The 22,541-nt window shown below is 37.0% G+C and carries 19 protein-coding genes; all 19 read right to left on the reverse strand.

The genetic code is table 11. The annotated features are described in order from the left end of the window. Positions 1 to 63: 63 nt before the first annotated feature. Complete coding sequence (locus tag BN6559_RS01110) at positions 64 to 501, reverse strand: hypothetical protein (protein WP_199883657.1); 438 nt, start codon at positions 499 to 501, stop codon at positions 64 to 66. Positions 502 to 542: 41 nt separating this feature from the next. Further along, on the reverse strand, positions 543 to 1,055 hold the full coding sequence (locus tag BN6559_RS01115; RefSeq protein ID WP_110953032.1) for an N-acetylmuramoyl-L-alanine amidase family protein: 513 nt from the start codon (positions 1,053 to 1,055) through the stop codon (positions 543 to 545). An 11-nt stretch (positions 1,056 to 1,066) separates the two neighbouring features. Next, on the reverse strand, positions 1,067 to 1,603 hold the full coding sequence (locus BN6559_RS01120; RefSeq protein WP_110953033.1) for a phage holin family protein: 537 nt from the start codon (positions 1,601 to 1,603) through the stop codon (positions 1,067 to 1,069). An 89-nt stretch (positions 1,604 to 1,692) separates the two neighbouring features. Beyond that, positions 1,693 to 2,187 (reverse strand): phage tail protein, encoded by a 495-nt coding sequence (locus tag BN6559_RS01125; protein ID WP_110953034.1) that lies wholly within the window; start codon positions 2,185 to 2,187, stop codon positions 1,693 to 1,695. A 189-nt stretch (positions 2,188 to 2,376) separates the two neighbouring features. Next, positions 2,377 to 3,819, reverse strand: coding sequence for a LamG-like jellyroll fold domain-containing protein (locus BN6559_RS01130; RefSeq protein ID WP_110953035.1), 1,443 nt, complete (start codon positions 3,817 to 3,819; stop codon positions 2,377 to 2,379). After that, on the reverse strand, positions 3,819 to 4,865 hold the full coding sequence (locus tag BN6559_RS01135) for a hypothetical protein (RefSeq protein ID WP_110953036.1): 1,047 nt from the start codon (positions 4,863 to 4,865) through the stop codon (positions 3,819 to 3,821). The genes BN6559_RS01130 and BN6559_RS01135 overlap by 1 nt, the downstream gene beginning before the upstream one ends. Before the next feature lie 81 nt (positions 4,866 to 4,946). Beyond that, positions 4,947 to 10,625, reverse strand: a complete 5,679-nt coding sequence (locus BN6559_RS01140; RefSeq protein ID WP_110953037.1) for an LPD38 domain-containing protein — start codon at positions 10,623 to 10,625, stop codon at positions 4,947 to 4,949. A gap of 14 nt (positions 10,626 to 10,639) precedes the next feature. Next, a complete protein-coding gene (locus BN6559_RS01145) occupies positions 10,640 to 12,118 on the reverse strand; it encodes a hypothetical protein (protein WP_110953038.1) in 1,479 nt (492 codons plus the stop codon). Position 12,119: 1 nt separating this feature from the next. Further along, entirely contained in the window at positions 12,120 to 13,289 is a 1,170-nt protein-coding gene (locus BN6559_RS01150; protein ID WP_110953039.1) for a Hint domain-containing protein, read from the reverse strand. Beyond that, positions 13,290 to 13,631: a hypothetical protein gene (locus BN6559_RS01155; RefSeq protein ID WP_110953040.1), complete on the reverse strand. Its 342-nt coding sequence runs from the start codon at positions 13,629 to 13,631 to the stop codon at positions 13,290 to 13,292. A gap of 9 nt (positions 13,632 to 13,640) precedes the next feature. Further along, positions 13,641 to 14,246: a hypothetical protein gene (locus tag BN6559_RS01160; protein ID WP_110953041.1), complete on the reverse strand. Its 606-nt coding sequence runs from the start codon at positions 14,244 to 14,246 to the stop codon at positions 13,641 to 13,643. Then, positions 14,243 to 15,079, reverse strand: a complete 837-nt coding sequence (locus tag BN6559_RS01165) for a hypothetical protein (protein WP_110953042.1) — start codon at positions 15,077 to 15,079, stop codon at positions 14,243 to 14,245. Before BN6559_RS01165 ends, BN6559_RS01160 begins: the two co-directional genes overlap by 4 nt. A gap of 4 nt (positions 15,080 to 15,083) precedes the next feature. Beyond that, positions 15,084 to 16,502 carry a hypothetical protein gene (locus BN6559_RS01170; RefSeq protein WP_110953043.1) on the reverse strand — a complete coding sequence of 473 codons (1,419 nt, stop codon included), beginning with the start codon at positions 16,500 to 16,502 and terminating at the stop codon, positions 15,084 to 15,086. A gap of 4 nt (positions 16,503 to 16,506) precedes the next feature. Further along, positions 16,507 to 17,151 (reverse strand): phage adaptor protein, encoded by a 645-nt coding sequence (locus tag BN6559_RS01175; protein ID WP_110953044.1) that lies wholly within the window; start codon positions 17,149 to 17,151, stop codon positions 16,507 to 16,509. Positions 17,152 to 17,200: 49 nt separating this feature from the next. Next, positions 17,201 to 18,202, reverse strand: a complete 1,002-nt coding sequence (locus tag BN6559_RS01180) for a N4-gp56 family major capsid protein (RefSeq protein WP_110953045.1) — start codon at positions 18,200 to 18,202, stop codon at positions 17,201 to 17,203. Between the two features lie 29 nt (positions 18,203 to 18,231). Next, positions 18,232 to 19,428: a hypothetical protein gene (locus tag BN6559_RS01185; RefSeq protein ID WP_110953046.1), complete on the reverse strand. Its 1,197-nt coding sequence runs from the start codon at positions 19,426 to 19,428 to the stop codon at positions 18,232 to 18,234. A 96-nt stretch (positions 19,429 to 19,524) separates the two neighbouring features. Continuing rightward, on the reverse strand, positions 19,525 to 19,851 hold the full coding sequence (locus BN6559_RS01190) for a hypothetical protein (protein ID WP_110953047.1): 327 nt from the start codon (positions 19,849 to 19,851) through the stop codon (positions 19,525 to 19,527). 12 nt (positions 19,852 to 19,863) lie between these two features. Then, positions 19,864 to 21,993: a portal protein gene (locus tag BN6559_RS01195; RefSeq protein WP_199883658.1), complete on the reverse strand. Its 2,130-nt coding sequence runs from the start codon at positions 21,991 to 21,993 to the stop codon at positions 19,864 to 19,866. 60 nt (positions 21,994 to 22,053) lie between these two features. Further along, positions 22,054 to 22,536 carry a DUF2829 domain-containing protein gene (locus BN6559_RS01200; RefSeq protein WP_199883659.1) on the reverse strand — a complete coding sequence of 161 codons (483 nt, stop codon included), beginning with the start codon at positions 22,534 to 22,536 and terminating at the stop codon, positions 22,054 to 22,056. Positions 22,537 to 22,541: the final 5 nt, after the last annotated feature.

Consider the following 22,541-nt stretch of genomic DNA (forward strand, 5'->3'; position numbering starts at 1 on the left):
AAACACATAAAATAAAAAAAATCCGTCATCGATACATTTTGCTGTATCAATGGCGGATTTTTATCATTTCAATATTCCATATATTGCAGCAATCGCGAATAAATTTCGTTGCCACGTTAATTTTGTAATCTTACTTTTTTCCTCTTTGGCGAATTGTTGCAAGGATTGATTCGCCTCGTTCAATGAGTTGTTCGCTTGATCCAGTGAGCTTTTCGCTTTCGTCGATTCGATCTGTAGCTGAATCAACTGATTCTTTAGCGCTGTCAACTCCGTCTTCGATATTATCAACTGACTTTGCGCTGCTTTCAAGTCCTCTTTTGATTGTTTCAATTGATTCTGCAGCTCGTTGTTGCTGCTCTTTAGCTGACTGAAGATCCCTTGCAACTCTGTCAGTTCCGTTTCTGACATCTGATACATCGGTTCTTGGGCCGAACAGATACCATATCCCGAAGCTGATAATAAGAATACTGCAGACACCAATAATAATAGTTTTTTTATCAATTTTTGACACCTCCATAAATTTAACCTCCACTTAAGATTTTTTAAGCAAAATAATCAGTCACGCCTCTTGCAATTGCATGCGCAAAATCAGCTTGTCTATTTGCAAGCAATTGTTCATCGTCATAGTTACTGATAAATGCAGTTTCAACTAACACAGCCGGGCAATCGGTATGTTTTAATACATATAAGCCCTGCGAGTATTTGACACCACGATCAACAGTACCAAGTGAATTTACAATTTGATTTTGAATGCAAGGAGCTAAGGATTCACCTGCTCCGGATCCATAGCAAAATGTTTCTGTCCCCTGTGCGGATAAATTTGTCGCTGCATTACAATGAATTGATACAAACAGATCGGCACCAAATGAATTGCTGGCATTCGTGATATCCACAAGCTCATTTTCTTGTACGAATAAAACTTCATAACCAACTGCTTCTAGGTCCCTACATACGATTTCTCCTATATTTTTTACTACGTCTGCCTCCTGCAGAAATGTTCCTACTGCGCCGCTATCTAGCCCAGGGTAATGCCCTGCATTAATACAAATTTTCATTTTCAACACTCCTATCTGTTTTTAAATTTATTTAAAGTAAGACTTGCTTTATCACGTAAGAAATTAAGTAAATCATTTGCCTGTTCTATCCCTGCGTCTCTTAAATTTTCAAGGATACTTATTGCTTCGGTGATAGCCAAGTACACCCATGTTGCTTTTAGCAGAACAGGGCTTTCAGATGATATAACGATTAATTCATCTGCTTTCACTGCGACAATTGTTAAGATTACGTACACTAAGATTTTACCGACAAATCTATGTTTCATTGCAGATGAGTTAATATACCCCTCGCGAATCGCAGTAGGTATGTCTTTTATGCAGCTAAATAGATCCGTTGATTGCCCATTTTTAGACAAGTGCTCGTAACATATTGCGATCCATCTCGTTATTAAGTCGATAAATACTAGTGTGATAAACGCAGTTAAAGCACTACCGTGAATGCCAGTTAAAATCGGCACTATAAAAGCTATCATTGCTTTGATCACCCACGCATCCAATAAAGTATTAAACGCCTTACATATTGATATCCATAGTTCGTTAAAATTCAAAATAACCACTCTCCAATTTTTTAGTTCCTACTTTTATTACAACTTTTAGACATAAAAAGAGTGAAGATTTCTCTCCACTCAAAGTGATATTAATATTTGATACAGGCTAGTAAAGCTACATTACGAGGGCGAGTTTCTTTATCACCATCTAATGAAGTAGCTACTTCATTAGTACATTTACTTCCGGCTTTGATTGATTCACCTGGCATTTTTCCTGAATATACATTTACCCCATCTTGTTCAGCAGGCAAAACATATCCCGATGTATTAGACCGAAAAGGATAAGATAAAACTGCGTGATCATGTTTCTTTATTGCATCTTGTTGCCCACTTCCAAATACCCGATCATTATCTACTCCGCGCCCTTCGTCAAGTCCACGAATAAATTCACTACGCAGATCAGGTAAGTTAAACGTGGTTTTTCCATCACCCGTCCCAAATGATGTTCCTACCATATTGTACAAATCGGCAAACACATCTCTCGATACTTCACGGCCATCACACAATAACCAACCTTCTGGTGGGAATTGCCTAGCAAAATAATTAACTGTTCCTACTGGATTTTTTTCATTACAACAACACATAAATAAATTTCCTCCTAAATTTTATTGAAGATCGATATATCCAAAGACCTCTCATTTTGTTTATTTATATCTCGTATATCGGCTCTCACCTATATACATTCTTTTAGAATCGATTTTTAAACACCTAAACAGAAAAATTTTTAAACATAAAAAATAGAGCCTCTTTCAGCTCTTTCTAATTTACAATATTTAAATTTCCTTAACACCCTCCCTGTAATTGATTTTGTAGTCTCCATTAGTCAACAGAATAACACGAAGTAAATTATTCTTTGGGTAACCATAATTATAATCTGTGCCATGTACCGCTTTATCCCATGATCCATCACTAGGATCCTCCACAATTCCGCCAAAAATATTGATAGATAACAAATCCAATTTACAGTCATCGGTAACAGCTTCCTGTGATAACAGAATGGCAAAGCCTACTCCATCTACTCCTTCAATTAGAGATTTCCATTTTTCATTTGTGATCTTAGATATCGACTCTGAATCAATGCCTGCAGTTTTTACTGTGCTTAAATTTTTATGATCTATCGTTTCCCATGTATTACTCGTAAAGTTAAATGTTTTATAAGCCAATAAGTCTGTTGTAATAATAAACTTTATTGCACTACTACCATTTACGATTTTTTCAACAGTCACACTATCTATATCATTAAAATCACTAATTGATACTAATGCCTTAGGCAACAATAATTTATCTTTAGGTACTGCCTTTAATTTAACTACCGGTAATTCATCTGTGGCACTTTCTTGCAAGCAGCAACGCCTTGGACGATCTACACCAACCCCTAATTCTTCTAGTTGCCCCTGTGTTGGATAATCTTGCATTCCATAAGTTTTAAATAGATCAACCAATGCAGAATCATTTGCTGGTACACCGAGCCGAGTCCATTTTTCATCTTTACGATAGTAATACCCATTTGTAGAAAAGTCTGTTGTTGCTGGATCAAAATCCGCTAGGTATCTCGCTACGTTTTTTGAAATACGTACATCGCTAATATTACAATTAGGATTAAGATTAAAAGAATTTACTCCAATATCAAGCGTATTCGGAGATTTGGGAAATGATTTTGAATTTGAATATCTGTATATAGCTTTTCCGTTTAAGTAAAGAACAAATGAGTTTACCATTCTAATAAGTGCAACATGATACCATGTTCCAACTACAAGAGTAAGTGGAATCAATTGCGATACTGCCCATCCATCTTCACTAAACGCTATCTGTAGTGCTATTCCCTCAGTTTTTGGTTCATAAGGAGTATCACTTCCACGTAACCCTATAGCAAATGGGCAATATTCACCATATCCCCGTCGAATCAACGTACATGTCGTTGCCTTTGTATTTGGTTTAAACCAAAATTCGACAGTAAAATTAGAATTTCCAAAATCGAAATCTTCATTAGCCGCACATGAAATACCATTATTATTTCCACCTGTATTTCCTACAACTAAACAACCTCCGCTAAATCTCCCACCTGAAACGTTAACTCCTATTCCTTTCCTAGTCCATATTTTCCCCGTTGCATCTACAATGCTCCCGTTTTTCATAACTGATATCTGACTTATTGTATTTTGAGCAACAATGCTTTTATCTGATTTAGCTAAAAATAATTTACTGCCGTTAGCCATTATTCTACTACCCCTTCCTCAATAATCTTAAAAATTGTATCGTCTATATTGCTGTCTTCCGAATATTGACCTTCGCCAGTGAAAGTTGTGATTTTAAGCATTCGATATTCATAATCAGTTTTAAGATGTACCGTACCATCAAAAGCAATATAGGAATCTTGTTCAGCCGAAACATCATCTACAGTAAATTTTTCTCCATCCGTTGCCGAAAAATCAAATAAAGTGCGCTGATTCTTATTGCCGTCAGACGAATTATCAGCAGGCGCAAATTTAAGAATTTCCACTGGAGGCAATTTAAAGTCTGCTGCATTCACAGAAATTTCTAAAGTTGTTTTACCTGTCACACCTAATTTAGTAATTTGCTTTAGTTCACTTCTCGGCTCACCAGTAATTGTTTTACCCTTGTAAATAAAATTTCCATCGTCATCCTCAGAAAATTTATCTAGTTTTTCTTTATCTGCATTTGTATAGTCATTAGTAGATAAGTCTTTCCCTGCTACTTTATCCACTTTTTTAGCCAACGCATTCAAAATTGCAGCAATTGAATTTTCATCATTAGACAACACATCAGCAATCTCTTTAAGAGTATCGAATGCCTCTGGAGCACCATTGATTAAATTCGATATTTTAGTATCTGCATACGCTTTTGCATCTGCTGTAGTTATCAGAGTATCCAGTAATTCCTTTAATCCTGTAATTGCTGTTATTGGATGCTGATCGGATAAATCTCTTCCAGATAAATCGCCATGTTTAACATCAGTGCTGGATCCATTTCCCGTAGTCGAAGCACCAAAATTAAAATTAACTACAGCAACATAAGAATTTTCATCTTCATCTCTTAGCCCGAGAAATCTTACATAAGCGTTTTTATTTGATTCAGTTATTGAAAAAGTAAATTTTTCGCCTGGTGCAATATGTATTCCCGTATTAACTTCGGGAACCTTATCACCTGTTGCAAATTCAGCCGTTGCATAGGTACTTGGATTTTGAATTACACCGGACTTTTCATTGAGTAAAACAAACTTTTCACCTGTTGAATAAATCATTCATTTTCATTCCTTTCTAAATTTAAACATAAGAAAAGACAGCTCAAAAATGAACTGTCCCAATCAGTAATATTAAGTTATCTATCTTACTTTACTCAGCGCATCTTGTGCTAAACGTAGTTGCCGTCTATTTAATTCATTTACTTTCTCTTTATCTCCATCTTGGACAGCTTTTCTCTCCCATTTATTTAGATTTTGCATAATTTTATTTGCCGCTTTTAATCTGTTGTAGTTACGTAAATCATCACTACTCGGTCTTTCTTTGGCGATCTTAGCCCCATTATAGACTTTCTCTGACTCATTCAACTTTTCATAGAAATCTTGAATAGATTGAGGACTTTTTAATGGATCAACGACAAACGCTTTACTGAATGGATTTTGATATTCTCTCTTCCCCATGAGCGCATCAGCAGCATTCAGTGTCTGATTTGCCATACCGGCGCCATACCCAGAGATAAGATTATCTATTTTTCTTGGCGATAAATCAAAATGTTTTCCAATGATTTTTGCAAGTTCAGAGGTATTCGGACCAAATTGCATAGCATCAGGAAGTTTTTGCTCTTTTTGTGGAACAATATCCCGCCCTGAAAAAAATGAATAATTTGTAACCCATTCAAGCAAAGGTGCTGCTGCAGTTGGCATGAAGTTAGGAACAAATGCATCCTTAGCAGCTACTGCCCATTTTTTCATTGCATCCGGCCGTTTATCTATCATCCAGTCAAGAGTTCTTTCTGGTAAGGATCCAAACACAACACCTAACCCAAAAGGTTTTGGAATTCTACAAACAGTATCCCCAGCTTTAAAAATCCAAAATAAATTTTTCTGATAATCCGGCAATTCTTTATACCATTCTTGATCATGATTCATAGTCCACAAAACAACAGACGGTAATGTTATATATAAGCCGATTCTTGCACTTGTCCCTGCCGGGTCCTCTTTAAAAGCCTGTATGATTCTGGCTGGCTCCTGAACTCCTGCATTAAAAAAAGCCACGGCTTTATTAACAGTTTTACCATATACACCATGCTTGCTAAAATCAAGAGAGATATCTCTAGCAGATAAAGCCGCGTCTTCAATAGAAACGCCTTTGCTTTTAGCTCTGCTATATTCACCTAATCTTGTTGCTGTTTCTAATGCTTCGGAAAATCCTCTGAGCATCTGTACAGGATTATAATGGTGCCAGTAATGCGCCATATCTTTTTTATATAAACCTTTCAATGAACCTTGAATATAATTACGATCAAGGCCTACCATTGTACTCATCAAAGCACCTGAAGCTTTGTACTCATGAAATAATTGGTCTTGTTTCGCCATGTGGAATAACCCAATTGCATGGTCGACAACTGGTCTAAATCCATAACGTGAAAATACAGCTGCACCAAAAGTATCACGCATAATATTTTTGATTGCGAAATCTGGCATAAGAGTTGCACCAGCACGCAATAAACTAGCTGGCGGACCTAATAACTTTGTAATAATATTCGCACTATCTTTGTTAACGGACATAATCGCACGATAAACCTCTGGCGTAGTTTGATATACTTTCTTTTCACCATCTACCCATACAGAAAATGTACTATCTTTGGTTGCCGCGGTGCCATTTACTTCTTCTATTAATCTGCCAACTCGGTCACTTTCGGCAAGGCGTGTAAATGTTTGTCCAACTCTATTTCTTTCCACAAGATTTAAAAGTGCATATGTATTCTTAACCATGCTTTCTAACGGACTTACAACCTGTCTTGTAGAACCTGCTTCTGAAATAGATTTTAAAGCACTTCTCACATTTCCAAAACTGCTTCCCATTCCAAAACCTTTTTCTATTCCAGCTTCATCGGCAAAATCTCTAGCCATTGGAACATAGTTTTTATATTTCTTTACAAGTGCATCATAAACAACCTTCTTAACCATTCCCGAATGCATTAAAATACGCAATATATTATCGTTATATTTATATATTTTCTGTGCTGCCTCATGAAGTTCCTTAGGAGCGTTGTTAATAATCTTTTCTGCATCTTTCATATCAATCGGAGTTTTATATTGCTTATTTTTCGCCTGTTCCAATTCTGATAACGTAGAATTTAATTCGCGCTTTGCTTGTTCTTCGAGTTCTTTGAATTTAGTTACAGCTGAATTTTTTTCAAAAATATTAGGATGATTTTGAGAAGTTTCTACTTTTAGACGTTCCTTTCTAGCTTCTACTAATTTTCGTTTTGCCTGCTCAACAGCTTCTTGGGCTTTCAAAGTAACATCTAAAACATTCACTTTATGCAATTCTATTTGTCTTCGCGCAACCAACAGTGAATCAAGTGCTTCATGCCAGTTTTTAAAATTGCCAGCTTTAAGATAATCTTTCGATTTTCCTTTCATAGCGTTATCTAAAGCAGATAAGGTACCTTTAATTGTTACAGCTTCATTAATTATATTGCCATAGATATTATTTAGTGATTTTTTAACTAATTCAGGACGATCACTTTCAACAAGCATCTGTGCTCTTGCAACTGATGAATTTTGTGCTAATCTTGCCATCTTATAAGGATCATCTTTCGTAACAAGTTTTTCACCGGTGGCACGTTCATAACTTTCAGTAACAGTTTTTAATCCGACTTTATCATCGATCCAATCCTCAACAAACTTGATTTTACCTTTTTCTATACGCTCTTTTATTGTTGGTTTCATTTCATCAGCATAAGATATACCACTGCGACCACGAGCTTCAGCAGATTGCTTATTCCATACATTGATCATTGATTTTATTTCATTTACTCTTGCGTAAACATCTGGATTTTTAGCAATAGCTTCTTTGAATTTTTGATAATATTGGGGGAATTCAGCTTTAGCTATAGTTTCATTTGTTAAATAATCCTTCATAAATTCCGCAATGCCCTCAGCCCTGACTTGTTCCGGTGCATATGTACCTTCTCCAAAACGCTTATTTACAATGCGTACAAATTCTCTATCATATAAACCAGCATTACTACGCAAACCGAGTGCTGCATCTGTAATATGCCCAATTTCATGCGCCATCGTGTTAAGATCTCCATAATCACGAGTTCGGACAACACCAGTATTATGATCAGCAAAGCCTTGTACGTCCTTTGCACCAATGCGCCCACTTCTAACAGGAACAAATAGTTCACCTGCCCTTTTAATAATTTGCTTCTTTGTAACCGTATCCCCTTCATAGTTGCCTTTAGGCTTCCCCTCTAATCGTGGAGCAATTGGCACTTGACCACCATTTGTATCAGCAAGTGATTTATAAGCACTGGCCCAATCTTCAGCACCTGCTTGTTTTGCCAACTCATATGCTTTTTGATAATCGCCATTATTCACAGCTTCATACGCCTTATCTAAAAGACCATCACGCATATTTTCAAGAATAGAAAAACCGCCTGGTTTGCCAGACGGTGAAAGCGAGTATTCTTTGCCATTGAATAATTTTTGATTTTGAGGTATATTATTAATATCAGTGGAAGAAGTCTGACTGCGTACGGGTAGTAAAGCGGAATCCGTTTTTTGCGGTAATCCGTTTGAATCGAACGTTGGAACGTTACCGGATTCCGGTACGGATCGCGCAGGAGGCTTCTTCCACATTGATTTTATACGAAGAACTTTTCTTCCTGTTAAAATAACTTCTAAGTATTCGTTTGTACCATCAGCGAATCCCTTTTTATAAATTACAGACTTAACACCGCCTCTTTCCTCACCAGGAAAAATTTCATCATATTGCTTTACAATTTCAGGTATTCTCTTAATATCATGATCTGTAATTGCTACTTGACCCCAATTCTTATGTTCAATAGCAGGGTCGCCATGTTCCATAAGCGCATGTCTTATATTATCACTTGTTATGTTATGCTTGTAACCAGTAACATCAATTCCAGTAAGTTCTTTTATTCTTTTAATCTCACGTGGTTCTACTTCTCTGATATTCATCCAAGAATAATCTTTACTAGAAATAGCTTTATCAACAAAGTCATTAATTCTTTGCTGGACTAACCCATCTTCAACTCCAGAAACTAATTGTTGTTTAATTTCATCTACACTAAGCCCCTCGGTCACATCAGCCGTAGGAGCTTTTTTTATACCCGTATCCTCGGAAACTAAAGATTCATTTTCAGGTATAAGTTTTTTTGAGTTCTCTATTCCGGTTACTTCATCTTTATAACGTCCAAATATATCAGACTCCCCAAGAGCTGATATATTTGTTTTGTCCTGTGGTAAATCATATGACATATCTTCCACTGGATTTCTAGGTATATCTACCGAATCAAAAGATGTATCTTCAATCCGCGGCGCTCTCTGCCTGCTGCCACCTACAGATGCTTTACCTTCTAAAGCATTTTTCAAGCCGTTTACATATACATTCAGATTATCAGTAAAATATCCTCCACGTTTTAATGCAGCAGCAAATTCATCAATATTTTTCGCATCAAACAATCCATCTTCTCTATATGCTTCTAAGTTTCTTGCGGCATAATTTGCATATTCAGCATCAGAATCAAAATGTCTGTAATAGCCGCCATCCGGTGCTTTTGGATCTATTCCCGGTCTTGGATTCGTCGCTTTAATACCAGCATAATTGTGATCTTCTCTGGCTAACGCACTACCGAAACCACCCGTCTCATGATTCATTTGCGCCCAAATCCAATCAGACGGCAATCCAGTGCGCTCAGCAATTAATGTTGCAACAGATCCACCTTCTCGGCCGTTTATATCCAAGCTACCTTCTGATACATTATCAAGAATCTTTTCGTTCATAGAAGCATCAGGAAGTGAATCAATAAATTCATTTGAATACTTAGGTTCTGATGCCTTTAAAGGTTCTGCTTCGGGCAATGAATCAGATATATCTACATTTTCACCATACTTTTTATCATAAAGAGCTTTTCCTCCTTTAGCTACGCTATGCCCAACTGCGCCAGGTAAAAAAACATCTGTAAAAATTCTAGATGGATCGTCAACTATATTTTGAGCAAATTGTTTAGGATCTTCGTAAAGTCTTTTGACTGGATCCACAACAGGATCTACAAGTGTATCATAAAGTGTTTTCTTTGTTGCACTTGCAAGGGATGGCTCACTACCGTCAACCGGATTCATATTATCAGCAAGAGATTCAGTCATATCCTTTGCCATGAAAGGCAAGAATAAAGCTCCTGCTACACCACGAACAGGAGCTGGTACAAACGGGGTTACGGCTATTTTACCTGCAGGATTCCCAACCGTATCATATAACGTATTATATTCATCTGTTATGCGTTCAGGATTTGAAACACTATCATTAGAATATTGCTGTCCTACTTGATCACGGGCATAATAAGGATCAAGCCCAGGAACAGCAACATCACCAACTTTATTTTGAAGTTCTTCGTTTCCTGATTGCAATTTTGAAAAATCATCTACAACTTTATCTTTATATTGGCTTAATTGCTCAGCTGTATTTAGCACAAATTTATTTATGTTTGCCACTGAATTAGGATCATAATTTACATTGCGATCGACATAAGGCAAATTATTTTGATCATGAGCATAAAACGGATCAGCACCAGGTAAATTCTGTAGCGCCTGGCTGGGGTCACCTTGGCTTGGAGTAAAGAATTTCCCTACACCATTCTTTACATCTTCCCACAATGAAGTCTCTGGTATCCGAGGATCATCATAACTTATGGCTCTAGCTTGATTTAAGATATCATCAGGATCATCATCTATTATTTTTCTCCCCGTCGCTACATTTAAAATTTCATTAGGATCTTCGTTTATCATACAAACATTCGCCTCTATTCAACACTGTAATTCTGTGAAATATACGCTTTTATCTCTTCATCAGTAGCACTTGGATATTTAGACATTATAGCATCGTAGACTTTATTAGCTTCATCTTGATTTATTGTTGTTTTTGCTTTAGCAATTCCTGCTGCATTGGCTATAATTTGTAAAGCTTGTAAATAATTATTATAGTTTGGATCTTTCTTGTCATCCGTTTCGCCTTGATTTTTCATCCATTGGTCATGGTGATTAATTATTTGTTTAGCTGCAGAAACTTGCCCATTTCCATTGGTGCTATTCTCCGACTTTAACTTTGCAAGCGAGGTTTGTGTTTTTGCTCCTAATATAGCATTAGCAGACGGATTAGTATGTTCATAACGCCGTTCTGCAAGCTGCGCTTTTGTATTTCCAGATACATTTTGGAATTCAAAACGTCTTTCATCAAGATTTGCCGCTGTATCTGGTGAAAGTGATTTTGTTTCTGCAAAAATTGGCTTAATGAAACTACCATCTGCAAAAGATCCGCCATTTTTAGGTGCTGCATAAAATTGAATAGAACCACCAATATCTTTTGCTGTAATAGCAACATCATTTGAAGCTAACATTTGGCCCATAAGATTCATATCCGCCCCATCTTTCCCCATTGACTTAGCAGCTCGATTATATTCTTGCAGTGCCCACATTGCTCTTTGTTTAGATTGTGGAGTTGATAAATCGCCAAGAATATATTGAGAAAGTTGCTGACGATTAGCCAAATCTTGTTGATCAGCATAAGTGCTCATTTTATCATTTATAGTTGATTCAATCATCGGCATAGCTAATTTAGCTGCATCCATTCCATATTTACTAACCAACTCTCTCATTGCTGCAGGTTTTGATTTCATAACATTTTGTTTATACTCTGCATAGCTTAATTGTCCAGAGGGTGTATATTCAATGGGATTATTAAACTGATATAATTGTGCTTCTGCGGCTTTAGTTTTTTCCTGTTGTTGCTCGGCATTTGCTTTTGCCTCTGGATCATTCCCCACATATGTAGCTCCAACAAACCATTCAGGGTGTTCATTCTTTGTTTTATCGAACGCAGCTTGCTTATCGTAATCCTGTTGCGTTATTTGTGGCTTTGAAACATTGTTAACTGGATTTAATTTTTGAAAAGATCCTAAGTCACTTAGTAAATTTGTTGGTTGATTCGACGGTGTGTTTTGCCCTAAATACTTTGCTAGTCCGAGAACCGCTGGATCCGCGGTGGGATTCGAACCTTTCCAATCTGTATTAGGCATAAGCGCCTGCATTGTTTGTTGCCTTATAGAACTCCCCATCGGAGTATTATCTACTAAAGGTTTGATTGATTGTTCTTGTAATTGGTTTTCATAATTGTTCGCATAATTCAAAGCGCCATCAATACTCTTCTTTTGAATATATGTGCCAACTATATCTGCCAATGCATTTGCAAATCCATAATTTCTATTTAAATTTTGATTAAACATATCAGTCACCAAACCCCTCTACCGCAATTTCATTGGCAAAGAAAATATTTCGGTCAGAAACAACAAAGTCATATACAAGATCTTGCCTTCCCGTATTCTCAACTTTTATAACTTTAACTTTTTTACCTTTAATATTGATTGCCGGCTTTTCCATTCTGCCTACATACTCAAACCAAGGAGAAGTATAGAATCGCTGTGACTCAGTTGTTTCAATAACTGTACCATTTTCAAATATAATTCTAAGAATGTCACTCATATGTGCAGGTAGAACTTCAATGACTGTTTTCTCGCAAGGCAAATCATTATCATCAAGTGAATAAACCAAATCTCCTATATGAACATCACGAATATCTTTTTCACCATCTATTGTCTTTATTTTTGTTCCACCAACAAAACATGCTATCATTGCAGAACCAAGAGATCCAACTGCGCCCCATGCAGATGCACCACCGTCATTTGAGGTTTGCGTAGTTGATCCAGTACCCATACGACCACCATACATTGTGTTATACATGTTTTGTGAGGGAGTAGATAATTGAGAGGAATAAGATAAGAGTGCAGAAGGTTTATAATAAGAACTCTGCTCGGCTGCAGCATTATTACTTAACAAATTTCCTGCATTCCCAGCTTGCTGATTCAATATATTAGCGTACGTATTTAAGTCATTTGTATAATTATCTGCCAAGGTATTTGATACATTTTGACCAATGTTATTGAGTGCGTTGTTTGTCACGCTGCTGTTTAATATTCCACGACTACCTAAATTTGAAATCGCATTCCCTACACTGGCATTCATATCATTGGTTAGTGCTTGTTGTCTAGCATTTGCGTATGAACTTGGCAAATTTCCATTGGCAAGATCATTATAACCAGAAGACACATTATTCATGGTATCGTTATATGATTTGGACAATGAGTTCCAATCCGTGTTTACTGTATTACCAATTGCATTTATACCATTATTTAAAATGTTGCTGGCGTTGTTTAAGCCCGTAGTATTATACTTCATTAAACCATTTTCTAAGGTCGCTTCATTCTGCGTTTGAGCCGGAATGCTTCGCGTAGTAGTAGATGAACTTCCTTTACCTTTGAAATGTACATGTTTCCCTGCTCCACTGGATACCCTGCTTAAATCAGTTTCTGTCCATACTTCTTTTCCTCGCATTACCATTTAAATCACTTCCTTTTCAAAAACCCAATACATTTTTCCATTGTCACGAATACCACTTAAATCAATACGTATATTCCATTTGAGAAGCCGCATAAATACAGCCGGATCATGAAGTGTCTGCGTAACGATAACTTTGCAATTATGCTTTTTAGCCTTGTATTGTGCAACGGTAACTAAATGTTTAACATCATTTGTACAGGTATGATCAACCTCAAAAACATTGCCAGTTATTTTATAACAAAAAAAGCCTTTATCGGGCTCATAATAAATAGAAAATCCGGGAATTAAACTAAACTTCTCGGCTTTTTTTTCGTATCTTTTTATCCAATCATCAAGAGTCATCTTATCACCTTAAAATTTATTTGTTATCTTAACCCAACCAGCTGCCCAAGTCATGCCGTGCCATTTAGGTTTATATCCCTGCCACATTACATCAAAATTTCCTTTACCAATATATACAATGGCCGTTGCATCAAAAGAATTATAAGAAACCTTAGAGCTTTTCACTTGCGTAGGACCAGCAACATTTCCTATTGCTATTCTTGTTCCAGTCGTTCCGCTGCGCGGTTCATTCGCCCTATATTCATAGTGGTAAGTGATTTCTAACTTTTGTATTCCACTTGAAATAATTGTGCCTAACACAAAACTTGTCCCTGGAAAGCTGCCTCCATCACGAAACGTCTTCCCATCGAGTGAATAAGTTACGTCGATTGGCAAAATTGCTACCGATGAAATTTGATATATTTTTTGATCTGTAGTTTTATATACTCTTCCGTTGGTCTTGTTGTCGCTATCCAAGACGTTTAATTGTACATAACCAATTCTTCCATCACTGATCTGAACTGTCATGTATGGCAGACCTGCAATCAAATCATCTAACGAATCATATATCGCCGCATATTGCAGTCCGTTGGCAGGTTTACTATAAATAGCTAATCGTTCAGTTAACTTACTCATATTCCTGCACCGGCATCTTTCCCTAATTCATCATAAGTTTTTCTTGCTGTAGTTAAAACATCATTGTTTGAAACAAGTTCTTTTTGTTGCTCTGTAAGCTTTGCGTAAGCTTCTTCTGCCACGACAATTAGCGCCAGACTTTCAGGTGAATAAGCTACTGTTCCAATATCGTTAATTAATTTAATAACCTTATTAGCTTCAGTAGTATCGCTGTTACCGCTTTCATACCCTTCTTTGTATCCAGAACTATAGCCATTCGATGTACCAGCTCCATAGCCAGTGTCATAACCGGTGCTGTATGCTTTGGATATATCTGCTTCACTTGTATCCTTTACTGGTTCACTTTCAATCCACATCATACTGCCATTAGGAAACAATAGTTTATTATCCGAGTTGAAAACTTTAATTTTAAGGGGAGTAATATTGATGGTTTGATTTACGGATCCATTAAACGGCTGTTCACTTGTCCCGTTTTGCTGAATGGTTAAAGCTCCTTTTGTTTTTCCTATTCCAATATCACCATTGATAATTTTATTAATCACATCAAGAATAGAAAAAACGCCATCCTTAAAAGTCCCGATCAAAATCCATTTTTCATTTTCTCCATCTCGAATATACCAATTGCCAGTATCGCTTTCTATTTTTAATTGCCATGAAACTGCATCTACCAAATCAGTACCAGGGCTTGCATCCATCTGCCTAACTCTAGCAAAATAATGATAGATTTCTTTAAACTCAGCAATTATTTTTTGTGAAGCTGTAGCAATTGTTTCTTTTATTACAGGAGAGTAAAATATGGTATTTACTGTTTCCCAATACTTGTTTTTCGCCATATTCTTAAACCTCCACGATATCAAACATAATCTTATTAAAAATAATACCGCTGCCACTACCTTTACCTTTTATATCTAAGTAGCGATTACGGTACACACATCTTGTATTTCCAAATTGACTTACAATTGGATAGAGCAGACTATCATTGTTATAGATTAGATCGTTATTCTCATAAATAAGTGGACTTGCCGGCATTGGTTTTAGTTTTAATGTTACTGCTCCAACTGTAACCTCTGCAGGATTATCTTCCTCCAATAATGATATATAACTAACTTGTACACGTTTTAAAAGGTATTCATAATACGATACTATCCGTTTGGCCATAAAGCGCCATTCGAGAGGCTCAGCTTCATCTGAAAATACATTGGAGTCTAATACGTAAATACCGTTTTCTTTGATGACATATACGGTATCATTGACACTGATCACATCAATAACATTAGATGTAAATCTTCTTTCAAAAAAACAACTATAAGTTAAATCATATACAATAACGCTACCTATCTTTGAAAGTATCCAAACTTGATTTAGGGTAGGAACATATTTGCACCGAGGGTTTTTAGGTAAATGAGCAAACAAATTAATAACGTTATTCGCCACATTAGCCGCTTTCATATCGCCATATTCCTGTGTTGTAGAAATGAGCTGCAACTTATTTTCTCCAACGATAAATACGCCATTTGCTATACCGCAAAATGATAACCGGCCAGAGCAATCCACTTCACGGCTAATTTCTCTTATGGACCATGCAGGGTATTCCCCACTTAAACGATATATCCGATTGTTGTCTTTAATGATGATAATATCGGAAGACAGATTTACAAGACCAATTACTTTGCCACCATCTTTATAACCAGCTTCAACAAACTTGCTTGCACTGTCTACATTGTCATCTTCTTTCCAATCAGTTTCATCCCCAACAGCACTGTAGCGAATTTCATTGTCATGATTAATAAAAACACGACCAGCACGAATATATACTGCATCACAAACAGCAGGCGAATCATTTAACGTAATGAGTTTTTTGCCATTATAATATTGCAGCTTTGCACCTGCAGCAATTAAAATACCATCTTCCCATTCAGTATACAAAGGATATAAGAATCCATTCAATTGTCCAATCTTTTCATGAATACGCCTCGTAAAATTTACAAGATAAACCGCTCGATTCTCACTAACAAAAAGCATCTCTTCGTTAATCTTATCCCACATTGCCGCATAGATCGGAATGTCTGGCGCATAAGAAAGTTTTGTACCAGAACAAGTACGAAGTGTTCCAGTAGAAGTATCTACTTCCATATTAACGGCTTCAGACAATTGATTGTCACCAATCATTTCAGGAATTGTCGTTGAGTTTAAACCACCTGTGAAATTCGATACTGTAATTGTAGTTTGATTTGCGTGTTTTGTTGAAAGCAGCATTTACCTAATAACCTCCAACGTTATACTTCGTTCCAGGTAGCGGATCAAAATAACCAGAAACTAGATTTGCAACATTATCGAAACCTAGAAGATTTTTTTTGATCTGTTCATGAATTGTAGACATGAGTTCTGTTTCCTGTGCCATGTTAAACTCATTACCTAGACCTAATCTAATAACGGCATATTCAATTAAAAAGTCATCAAAATCATTAGGATACGGTGAAGAATCTTCTAGCCCAACTTCTTTAAAATCACCAACTACAAGGATCCTATAGCTTACTTCTCGGTTTGGAGTTGGATAAAAGTGAATCGTACTAAGTCCTGTTTGATAATATCCTACCGGTGTTCCTTTTCTATCTAGGTCCTCAATGAGAACCATATTAATAGAATTTATTCGTTCATTGTTAATACGTACATCAATAAATTTTGTTGGTATCACATCTAAGTCAATATAATTGTCTCCTGCTTGCAAGGTACCAATGATTGGAGATTCAACCAACATCGACGGCCTGTAATCTTTTATCGTTCTACGTAAAAATCGAATACCACCATTAATACAGGTAAGAATTGTTTCATCCTCGTAGCCGATCTCCCTTTCATCATGTACAGCTTCACGTATACGTTTAATAATTGTTTCTATTGATAACATCTTTATCACACCTTATAAAAAATGCAGGGAAAAATCCCTGCATTTTTGTTTAGTCAGCAATAGCGGAAGTTAAAAGTTGTACAGTTGCAAAATCTGTTTCGTTAAATACCGCTTTTTCAACACCTAAAATTGTATCAACTTCAAAACCGACTCTTTTATTATAATTGAATTTCTTTTCTTCCCAGTTGGCTTCTTGTGCAACGGCCATAGCTGCCGCTTGTGCGCCTAGTAATAATGAATGCCCAACCGGAGTTCCATTAGCGCCCGTTTTAGTGATTGCAATGTTTTCATGTTCATGAATAACAATGTCATCATAGATACCTAACGCACCAGAGAAAATCGGATTTTCACTACCACGAACACCGGCATTTTCTTGCGCACTAATCCAAACTGGATCGTTTTTCAAGTCACGAGACTGATACGGATGAATAATCATTACCCAATGTTTTTTACCATTCACCATGACAGGACGGATCTTAGGATTAGACAATTGAGCAAGACGTTTCGCCTTACCTATCATTGCAGCACTAAACACATCGCCAGCAACAACTGCGCCTTCTGCTGTTTTACCACCAGCCAAAAGTAGTCTATCTGTTGTAGGATCTTTCGTTAATGCTGCAAAAATCATAGCATCTAACTTTTCTTGCAGCCATGTCTGTAGACCAGTTTTGGCAGCCTTTCTTAAATCAATTTGCGTTTTTTGTTCTTCGAATTTCCCTTTTAGCCGAACGGCATGTGCAATTTCATGAACTTCAACCATAAAATCATGGAATCGTAATTCTTCTTCGTTGCCTTCCACATCAGCATCATCATATACACCTTCACCTGTAAGTTTTAATAGTAAAGGTATAATGATCCTGTCTCCAGCTTCTTTCTTTAAATTGGTCAGTTTGTGAATAATGAATTCAGGTCCCTCACCCATGAACTTATTGAAGTAAAGTTCTTTCATTGCGGCAGTCCATAAATCTTTTGCCCAGGCTTTCTGGATTAAAGAAACTGGTACTGTTGTATCTTTAAAAAGTTGTAAATCGATTTTATAAGCAAGATTCATTTAATATCTATCCTTTCGAATAGAAGGCATTATTTTAGCCCTAAAGCTAAGTCTCGAATATCTTTCGGCAAGTCTTCCCAATTAGTTTCTTGAATCATGCGTTCAAGATCGGCAATACTTGTACCGCCTTGGGAATTTGCCCCCGATATCTGGCTGACTTTAGGGTGTGCCTCCATTTGTTTAATTTTTTCTTTTGTTTTCTCTATTTTGTCGACAGGTTGTATAACTGGTTGAACTATCGGAACTTCAGCTGCTGCCTTATCATTACTTTGTTTTTCTCTAAATTTTTGTTGTGCATTTATGAAATGATTTTTAACAATCAAAATATCCTGCAGGCTACCTTGCCCTGATTCAGTACGCGAAAAAGCTTCACTTACGGCACGCTGCTCAATCGGTTGCAATGAAGAAAAAGCTTCAGTGCAAGCATATTGATAAACATCATTAAAATCGTTTTGTCCTCTTAGGTCATTGACCAAACGATTATATTCATAATTTACTTGCTGTTGGTCTTGCTGCTTTTGTACATATTCGCGCTGTTGGCGTTCAACCAGGTTGTTTGCTTCCTGTGTTAATCTAACAAGCTCGATGTTATATGCAGCTTCCCATTCTCTCTTTTTTACCGGATCGGCATAATCAATAGAATTAATGTCTTCATCCGATAAACCAAGATTCTTTTTGGCTCTCTCATATGCAGTTGTCGCAACCTGCCTAAACAAAGTTTGATCAACTTCTGGCGACTGATTTAAATTGTTATTTGTAACTTGTTGATATGGTGGTTGCTGTACTTGATTTGCAGGCGGCTGTTGAGGGACCGCTATATTTTGCTGTGCTCTCAATGCATTTAACTCTGCCTGAAGTTTAGCCAGTTCTGCATCCTTTGCTTTTGCTTTGTCGTTGACTTCCTTAAAACGTTTATACGGGATATGTGCTGGTTCCTGGCCTTCTTCTGCTGATTCTTGATTTTCGGGTTCAACTGTTTCATCATCTACTTGTTTGGTATCGGTGTCAGCTTCACCGTTTGATGCAGCAGTACCCTCCGTTGATTCTTCTGATTCTTGAACTTCTTCAGTAGTCTGTTCTTCAGATTCAACAGTTTCAGGCTCATTATTCAATCCAGCTTCTTTCAAAATTGAAAGTGCAATATCTTTATCAACACCTTCTAATTCCGCTGGTATTTCTGGTTCATTATCCGAAAATAGTTTTAAATCAATAAGCATATTTTGCATTTTATATTCTCCTCTTTAACGTCCTTAGACGAATATTACGACCTTATCGTTGTCGGCACGAAATAGAAAAGCACCTTACTTTAAAAAGCAGGGTGCTTATTGAGATTCGTATTTTTTTGAAACTTCTTGATACAAGCTATTTAAACATTCGATTGTGCTCACTTCATGCTGATTCATCGGAATGGATTGATTTAAAAGATTGTCAGCACTTTTTAAACCTAACTGAATCAGAGTTTTTCTAAATTGAATTAACTCTTCCTCTACCTCATCAGGTAATGATTCTTGCTCTACAGCTTCTTCTTTTACTTCTTCAGGAACAACATCTTCTACTTTCTCAGGCTCATTATTTATGTTTTCCTTCGGTTGTTCAGGTTCAGTTGGAATCAATGTTTCCTCAACTTTGGTTGTTTTTGCTCTTGCCATGTTCTCACCTCCTTACATCGTGGCCGGCGCTTGTCCAGCCATTAAACTTTGCATAGCCGCCTGTGTCATTTGTTGTGGCTGCGGCGTTAGACTCTCTCCACCTTGCCCCTGCATTGTTTGCAACTGCTGTGCTTGTTGTTGCGTAAGCATTTGCTGTTGCATTTCTGGCGGTAAATTGCCTTGCTGTTCCCCTTGCGCTAAATGCGGTAAATACATATCCATAAACTTTTTAAGTACTTCATCGGCAACTTGTTGTGGAAGTAAATTAGCTTTAGCTGCAAGCTGTAATTGAATAGGTAAAGGTAAATCCTTGTAATTAACTGTTTCATTAATCTTAGGCATTGCCTGTTGTGCTTGAGAAGCCTGTTGCTGTTGCTGCTCTTGCCTTTGGGTCCATCGCTGCTTAATTTCATCTTTGCTTGGAACATCTGATAAATCAAGCAAGATATCAAATACCATATCCCCTGGAATACCTAATTTGCTTACTGCATCAACTAAGGACCAGAACTGGCTAATACGCTGTGTTGCCGTCGCAGGAGTATCAGCAATAACAATATCAAATTCGCCTTGTGATAAATCATTCAGCGTAGTTTGAATTACACCCTTGATTGGATCATTGACAACTGCAGGTTGATTTACATTAATAAATTGCTGTTGCCCATTGGTCCCGACAATACGATAACATTTTGCATCGGTATAGTATTGTGGTATCAATCCTTTCCGCCCACGTTTCCCCCAAAGCAAATACGTAATTTTCTTCTTGGCCTTACGTAAGTTATCAAAGAGTGGTGCAATTTGCGTAACAGCCTGCTTTTGTTTTAATTCAATAGCACGACCGGAAGAACTGGCCGGCATATCAGTCCCCATTAAAGCCTCATTGATTCCACTGATTGACGGTATATCTTGTTCAGCTTCAGCAACCGCTTGTAATAAATTGTTTGGCGGATTACTTGGTTGGATACGTTGTACCCTGCCACCAGTTAAGGCTCCAGGTGCAACTGTTATAATTGCACCCGGCATAGCACCAATATTGCGCACATTGTTTTCCTGCTCCGGTGTCATTGCACCTTCTTCTTTCATCCAACCGCTATTAGACTGGGTATTTAAAACATGCATGGACTGACTACGTCTCTTATTGATCTCACGTTGCGGATCCTTTAAATCTCTAACAACACCAGCTGGCGTATCGTTTTCACCGTAATAATAAGTGACAAAAGGAACAAAAGGAATTTCGCCATGATCATATGGACTGTTGACATGCTCCAATTCAATTTCACCAAAGAATACACAAACACGAACCTTATCTACTGGAATTGTAATAGGTTTTATAATCGAACCATTTGCAAGCATTTCAATTTTAAATTCTTTCTTCGGGATTTTACTGCCATCGGCTAACAGATAGAAAGTTTCTCGTTTTCGCTCTTTATACCAGCATTCAACAAGGCGCAACTTCTTCGTATCCTTCTGATACCAAAGAGGCTCTAAACTTGCATACTCTTGCTCTTCTCTATCATACAAATCAGTCTGCGCTTCTATTTCTTCCGCATGTTCTTTGTAAATTAACTTTAATTCTTCTTTATCAACCCACTTTGCACGTATGATGAATTTAGCATCAGAAAAATCAATTTTTCTAGCTTCGGGATCCACATAAATATTGAATGGACTTTCCCGAATTATTTTTACTTCGCCATCCATCGTGTCGTAATCCCAATCATAACGAACTTCGAACCAGCCTATTCCAGAGATAGCACCATCTATAAACACTTGTGATTCGTTATATTCGTAATCACATTCATCCATAATGAACTTTGTAACCCCTTTACGGACATCACATAATTTCTGATCGTCAGGTGTACGAGGAAGAAAATCTATATCATAGCGATTAAGCCGCTGATAGCCAGATAGAACATTAATCTGTGGTTTGATTTTGTTAATCGTAATTGCTGGCCGTCCTTGTTCAGCTAGAGCTTCCTTATCCGCCTTACTCCATTGCCCTTGACCAGTTACAAAACTGTAATCTTCCCTTGCTTCTTTTCGCCAATCATTGCTTTTGTCTACTGCAGCTCTAAACCACTCTCGAAATTTTGTAAGATTTTGATTGCTTCCAATAACGGTTGTTGCTCCTACTGAAAAATAATCCAATATATCACCTCCTTAAAAAAGGGTATAAAAATAGCGACTATGCTTAATTGCTAGTCGCTTTTATTCTACGATCATCCAATCTTCTGCTAACATGTCAACTTGCGTTGCATTCCAACCAATTGTAATAGTTCCATCAGCTGCTTTCATATCAATATGACTTTTAATTTCAATTGTTTGATCACATTCCAAAAGCCGTTCACCGAACAAAGCTTTAGATGTTTCTGGCTTTAAGTTAACAATCGGAACAATACTTCCACTTGTTAGATACAGAAACATACCTTTACCATTCCACCCTTTGCGGCAAACTCTAAAACCTTTCTTCAGAGCTTCCACAGCCAGTCCAAAGGTCATGCCATCAGTTTTACGATTGGCTTCTTCAAATATGCCTTTAGGGCTCCAAGATAAATAGCCATCTTCATACTTTACAAGATAACCTTCCTGATTTTGCGCTGATTGACTTATTTTCCTTTGTAATTTTTCTTCTGCTTCAAATAGATTCATAGGTTTAGCTTGAACTATTTTCACACCAATATACTTTTCCATCTCAT

The organism is Massilibacillus massiliensis (genome assembly GCF_900086705.1).
GTDB lineage: Bacteria > Bacillota > Negativicutes > FLKF01 > FLKF01 > Massilibacillus > Massilibacillus massiliensis.

What these genes read in the sequence shown, in the direction of transcription:
- BN6559_RS01190 (WP_110953047.1), bottom strand. Translation starts at nt 19,851, where the DNA reads ATGGCAAGAGCAAAAACAACCAAAGTTGAGGAAACATTGATTCCAACT.
- BN6559_RS01160 (WP_110953041.1), bottom strand. Translation starts at nt 14,246, where the DNA reads ATGAGTAAGTTAACTGAACGATTAGCTATTTATAGTAAACCTGCCAAC.
- BN6559_RS01175 (WP_110953044.1), bottom strand. Translation starts at nt 17,151, where the DNA reads ATGTTATCAATAGAAACAATTATTAAACGTATACGTGAAGCTGTACAT.
- BN6559_RS01180 (WP_110953045.1), bottom strand. Translation starts at nt 18,202, where the DNA reads ATGAATCTTGCTTATAAAATCGATTTACAACTTTTTAAAGATACAACA.
- BN6559_RS01165 (WP_110953042.1), bottom strand. Translation starts at nt 15,079, where the DNA reads ATGGCGAAAAACAAGTATTGGGAAACAGTAAATACCATATTTTACTCT.
- BN6559_RS01115 (WP_110953032.1), bottom strand. Translation starts at nt 1,055, where the DNA reads ATGAAAATTTGTATTAATGCAGGGCATTACCCTGGGCTAGATAGCGGC.
- BN6559_RS01200 (WP_199883659.1), bottom strand. Translation starts at nt 22,536, where the DNA reads ATGGAAAAGTATATTGGTGTGAAAATAGTTCAAGCTAAACCTATGAAT.
- BN6559_RS01125 (WP_110953034.1), bottom strand. Translation starts at nt 2,187, where the DNA reads ATGTGTTGTTGTAATGAAAAAAATCCAGTAGGAACAGTTAATTATTTT.
- BN6559_RS01135 (WP_110953036.1), bottom strand. Translation starts at nt 4,865, where the DNA reads ATGATTTATTCAACAGGTGAAAAGTTTGTTTTACTCAATGAAAAGTCC.
- BN6559_RS01155 (WP_110953040.1), bottom strand. Translation starts at nt 13,631, where the DNA reads ATGACTCTTGATGATTGGATAAAAAGATACGAAAAAAAAGCCGAGAAG.
- BN6559_RS01145 (WP_110953038.1), bottom strand. Translation starts at nt 12,118, where the DNA reads ATGTTTAATCAAAATTTAAATAGAAATTATGGATTTGCAAATGCATTG.
- BN6559_RS01150 (WP_110953039.1), bottom strand. Translation starts at nt 13,289, where the DNA reads ATGGTAATGCGAGGAAAAGAAGTATGGACAGAAACTGATTTAAGCAGG.
- BN6559_RS01170 (WP_110953043.1), bottom strand. Translation starts at nt 16,502, where the DNA reads ATGCTGCTTTCAACAAAACACGCAAATCAAACTACAATTACAGTATCG.
- BN6559_RS01130 (WP_110953035.1), bottom strand. Translation starts at nt 3,819, where the DNA reads ATGGCTAACGGCAGTAAATTATTTTTAGCTAAATCAGATAAAAGCATT.
- BN6559_RS01185 (WP_110953046.1), bottom strand. Translation starts at nt 19,428, where the DNA reads ATGCAAAATATGCTTATTGATTTAAAACTATTTTCGGATAATGAACCA.
- BN6559_RS01140 (WP_110953037.1), bottom strand. Translation starts at nt 10,625, where the DNA reads ATGATAAACGAAGATCCTAATGAAATTTTAAATGTAGCGACGGGGAGA.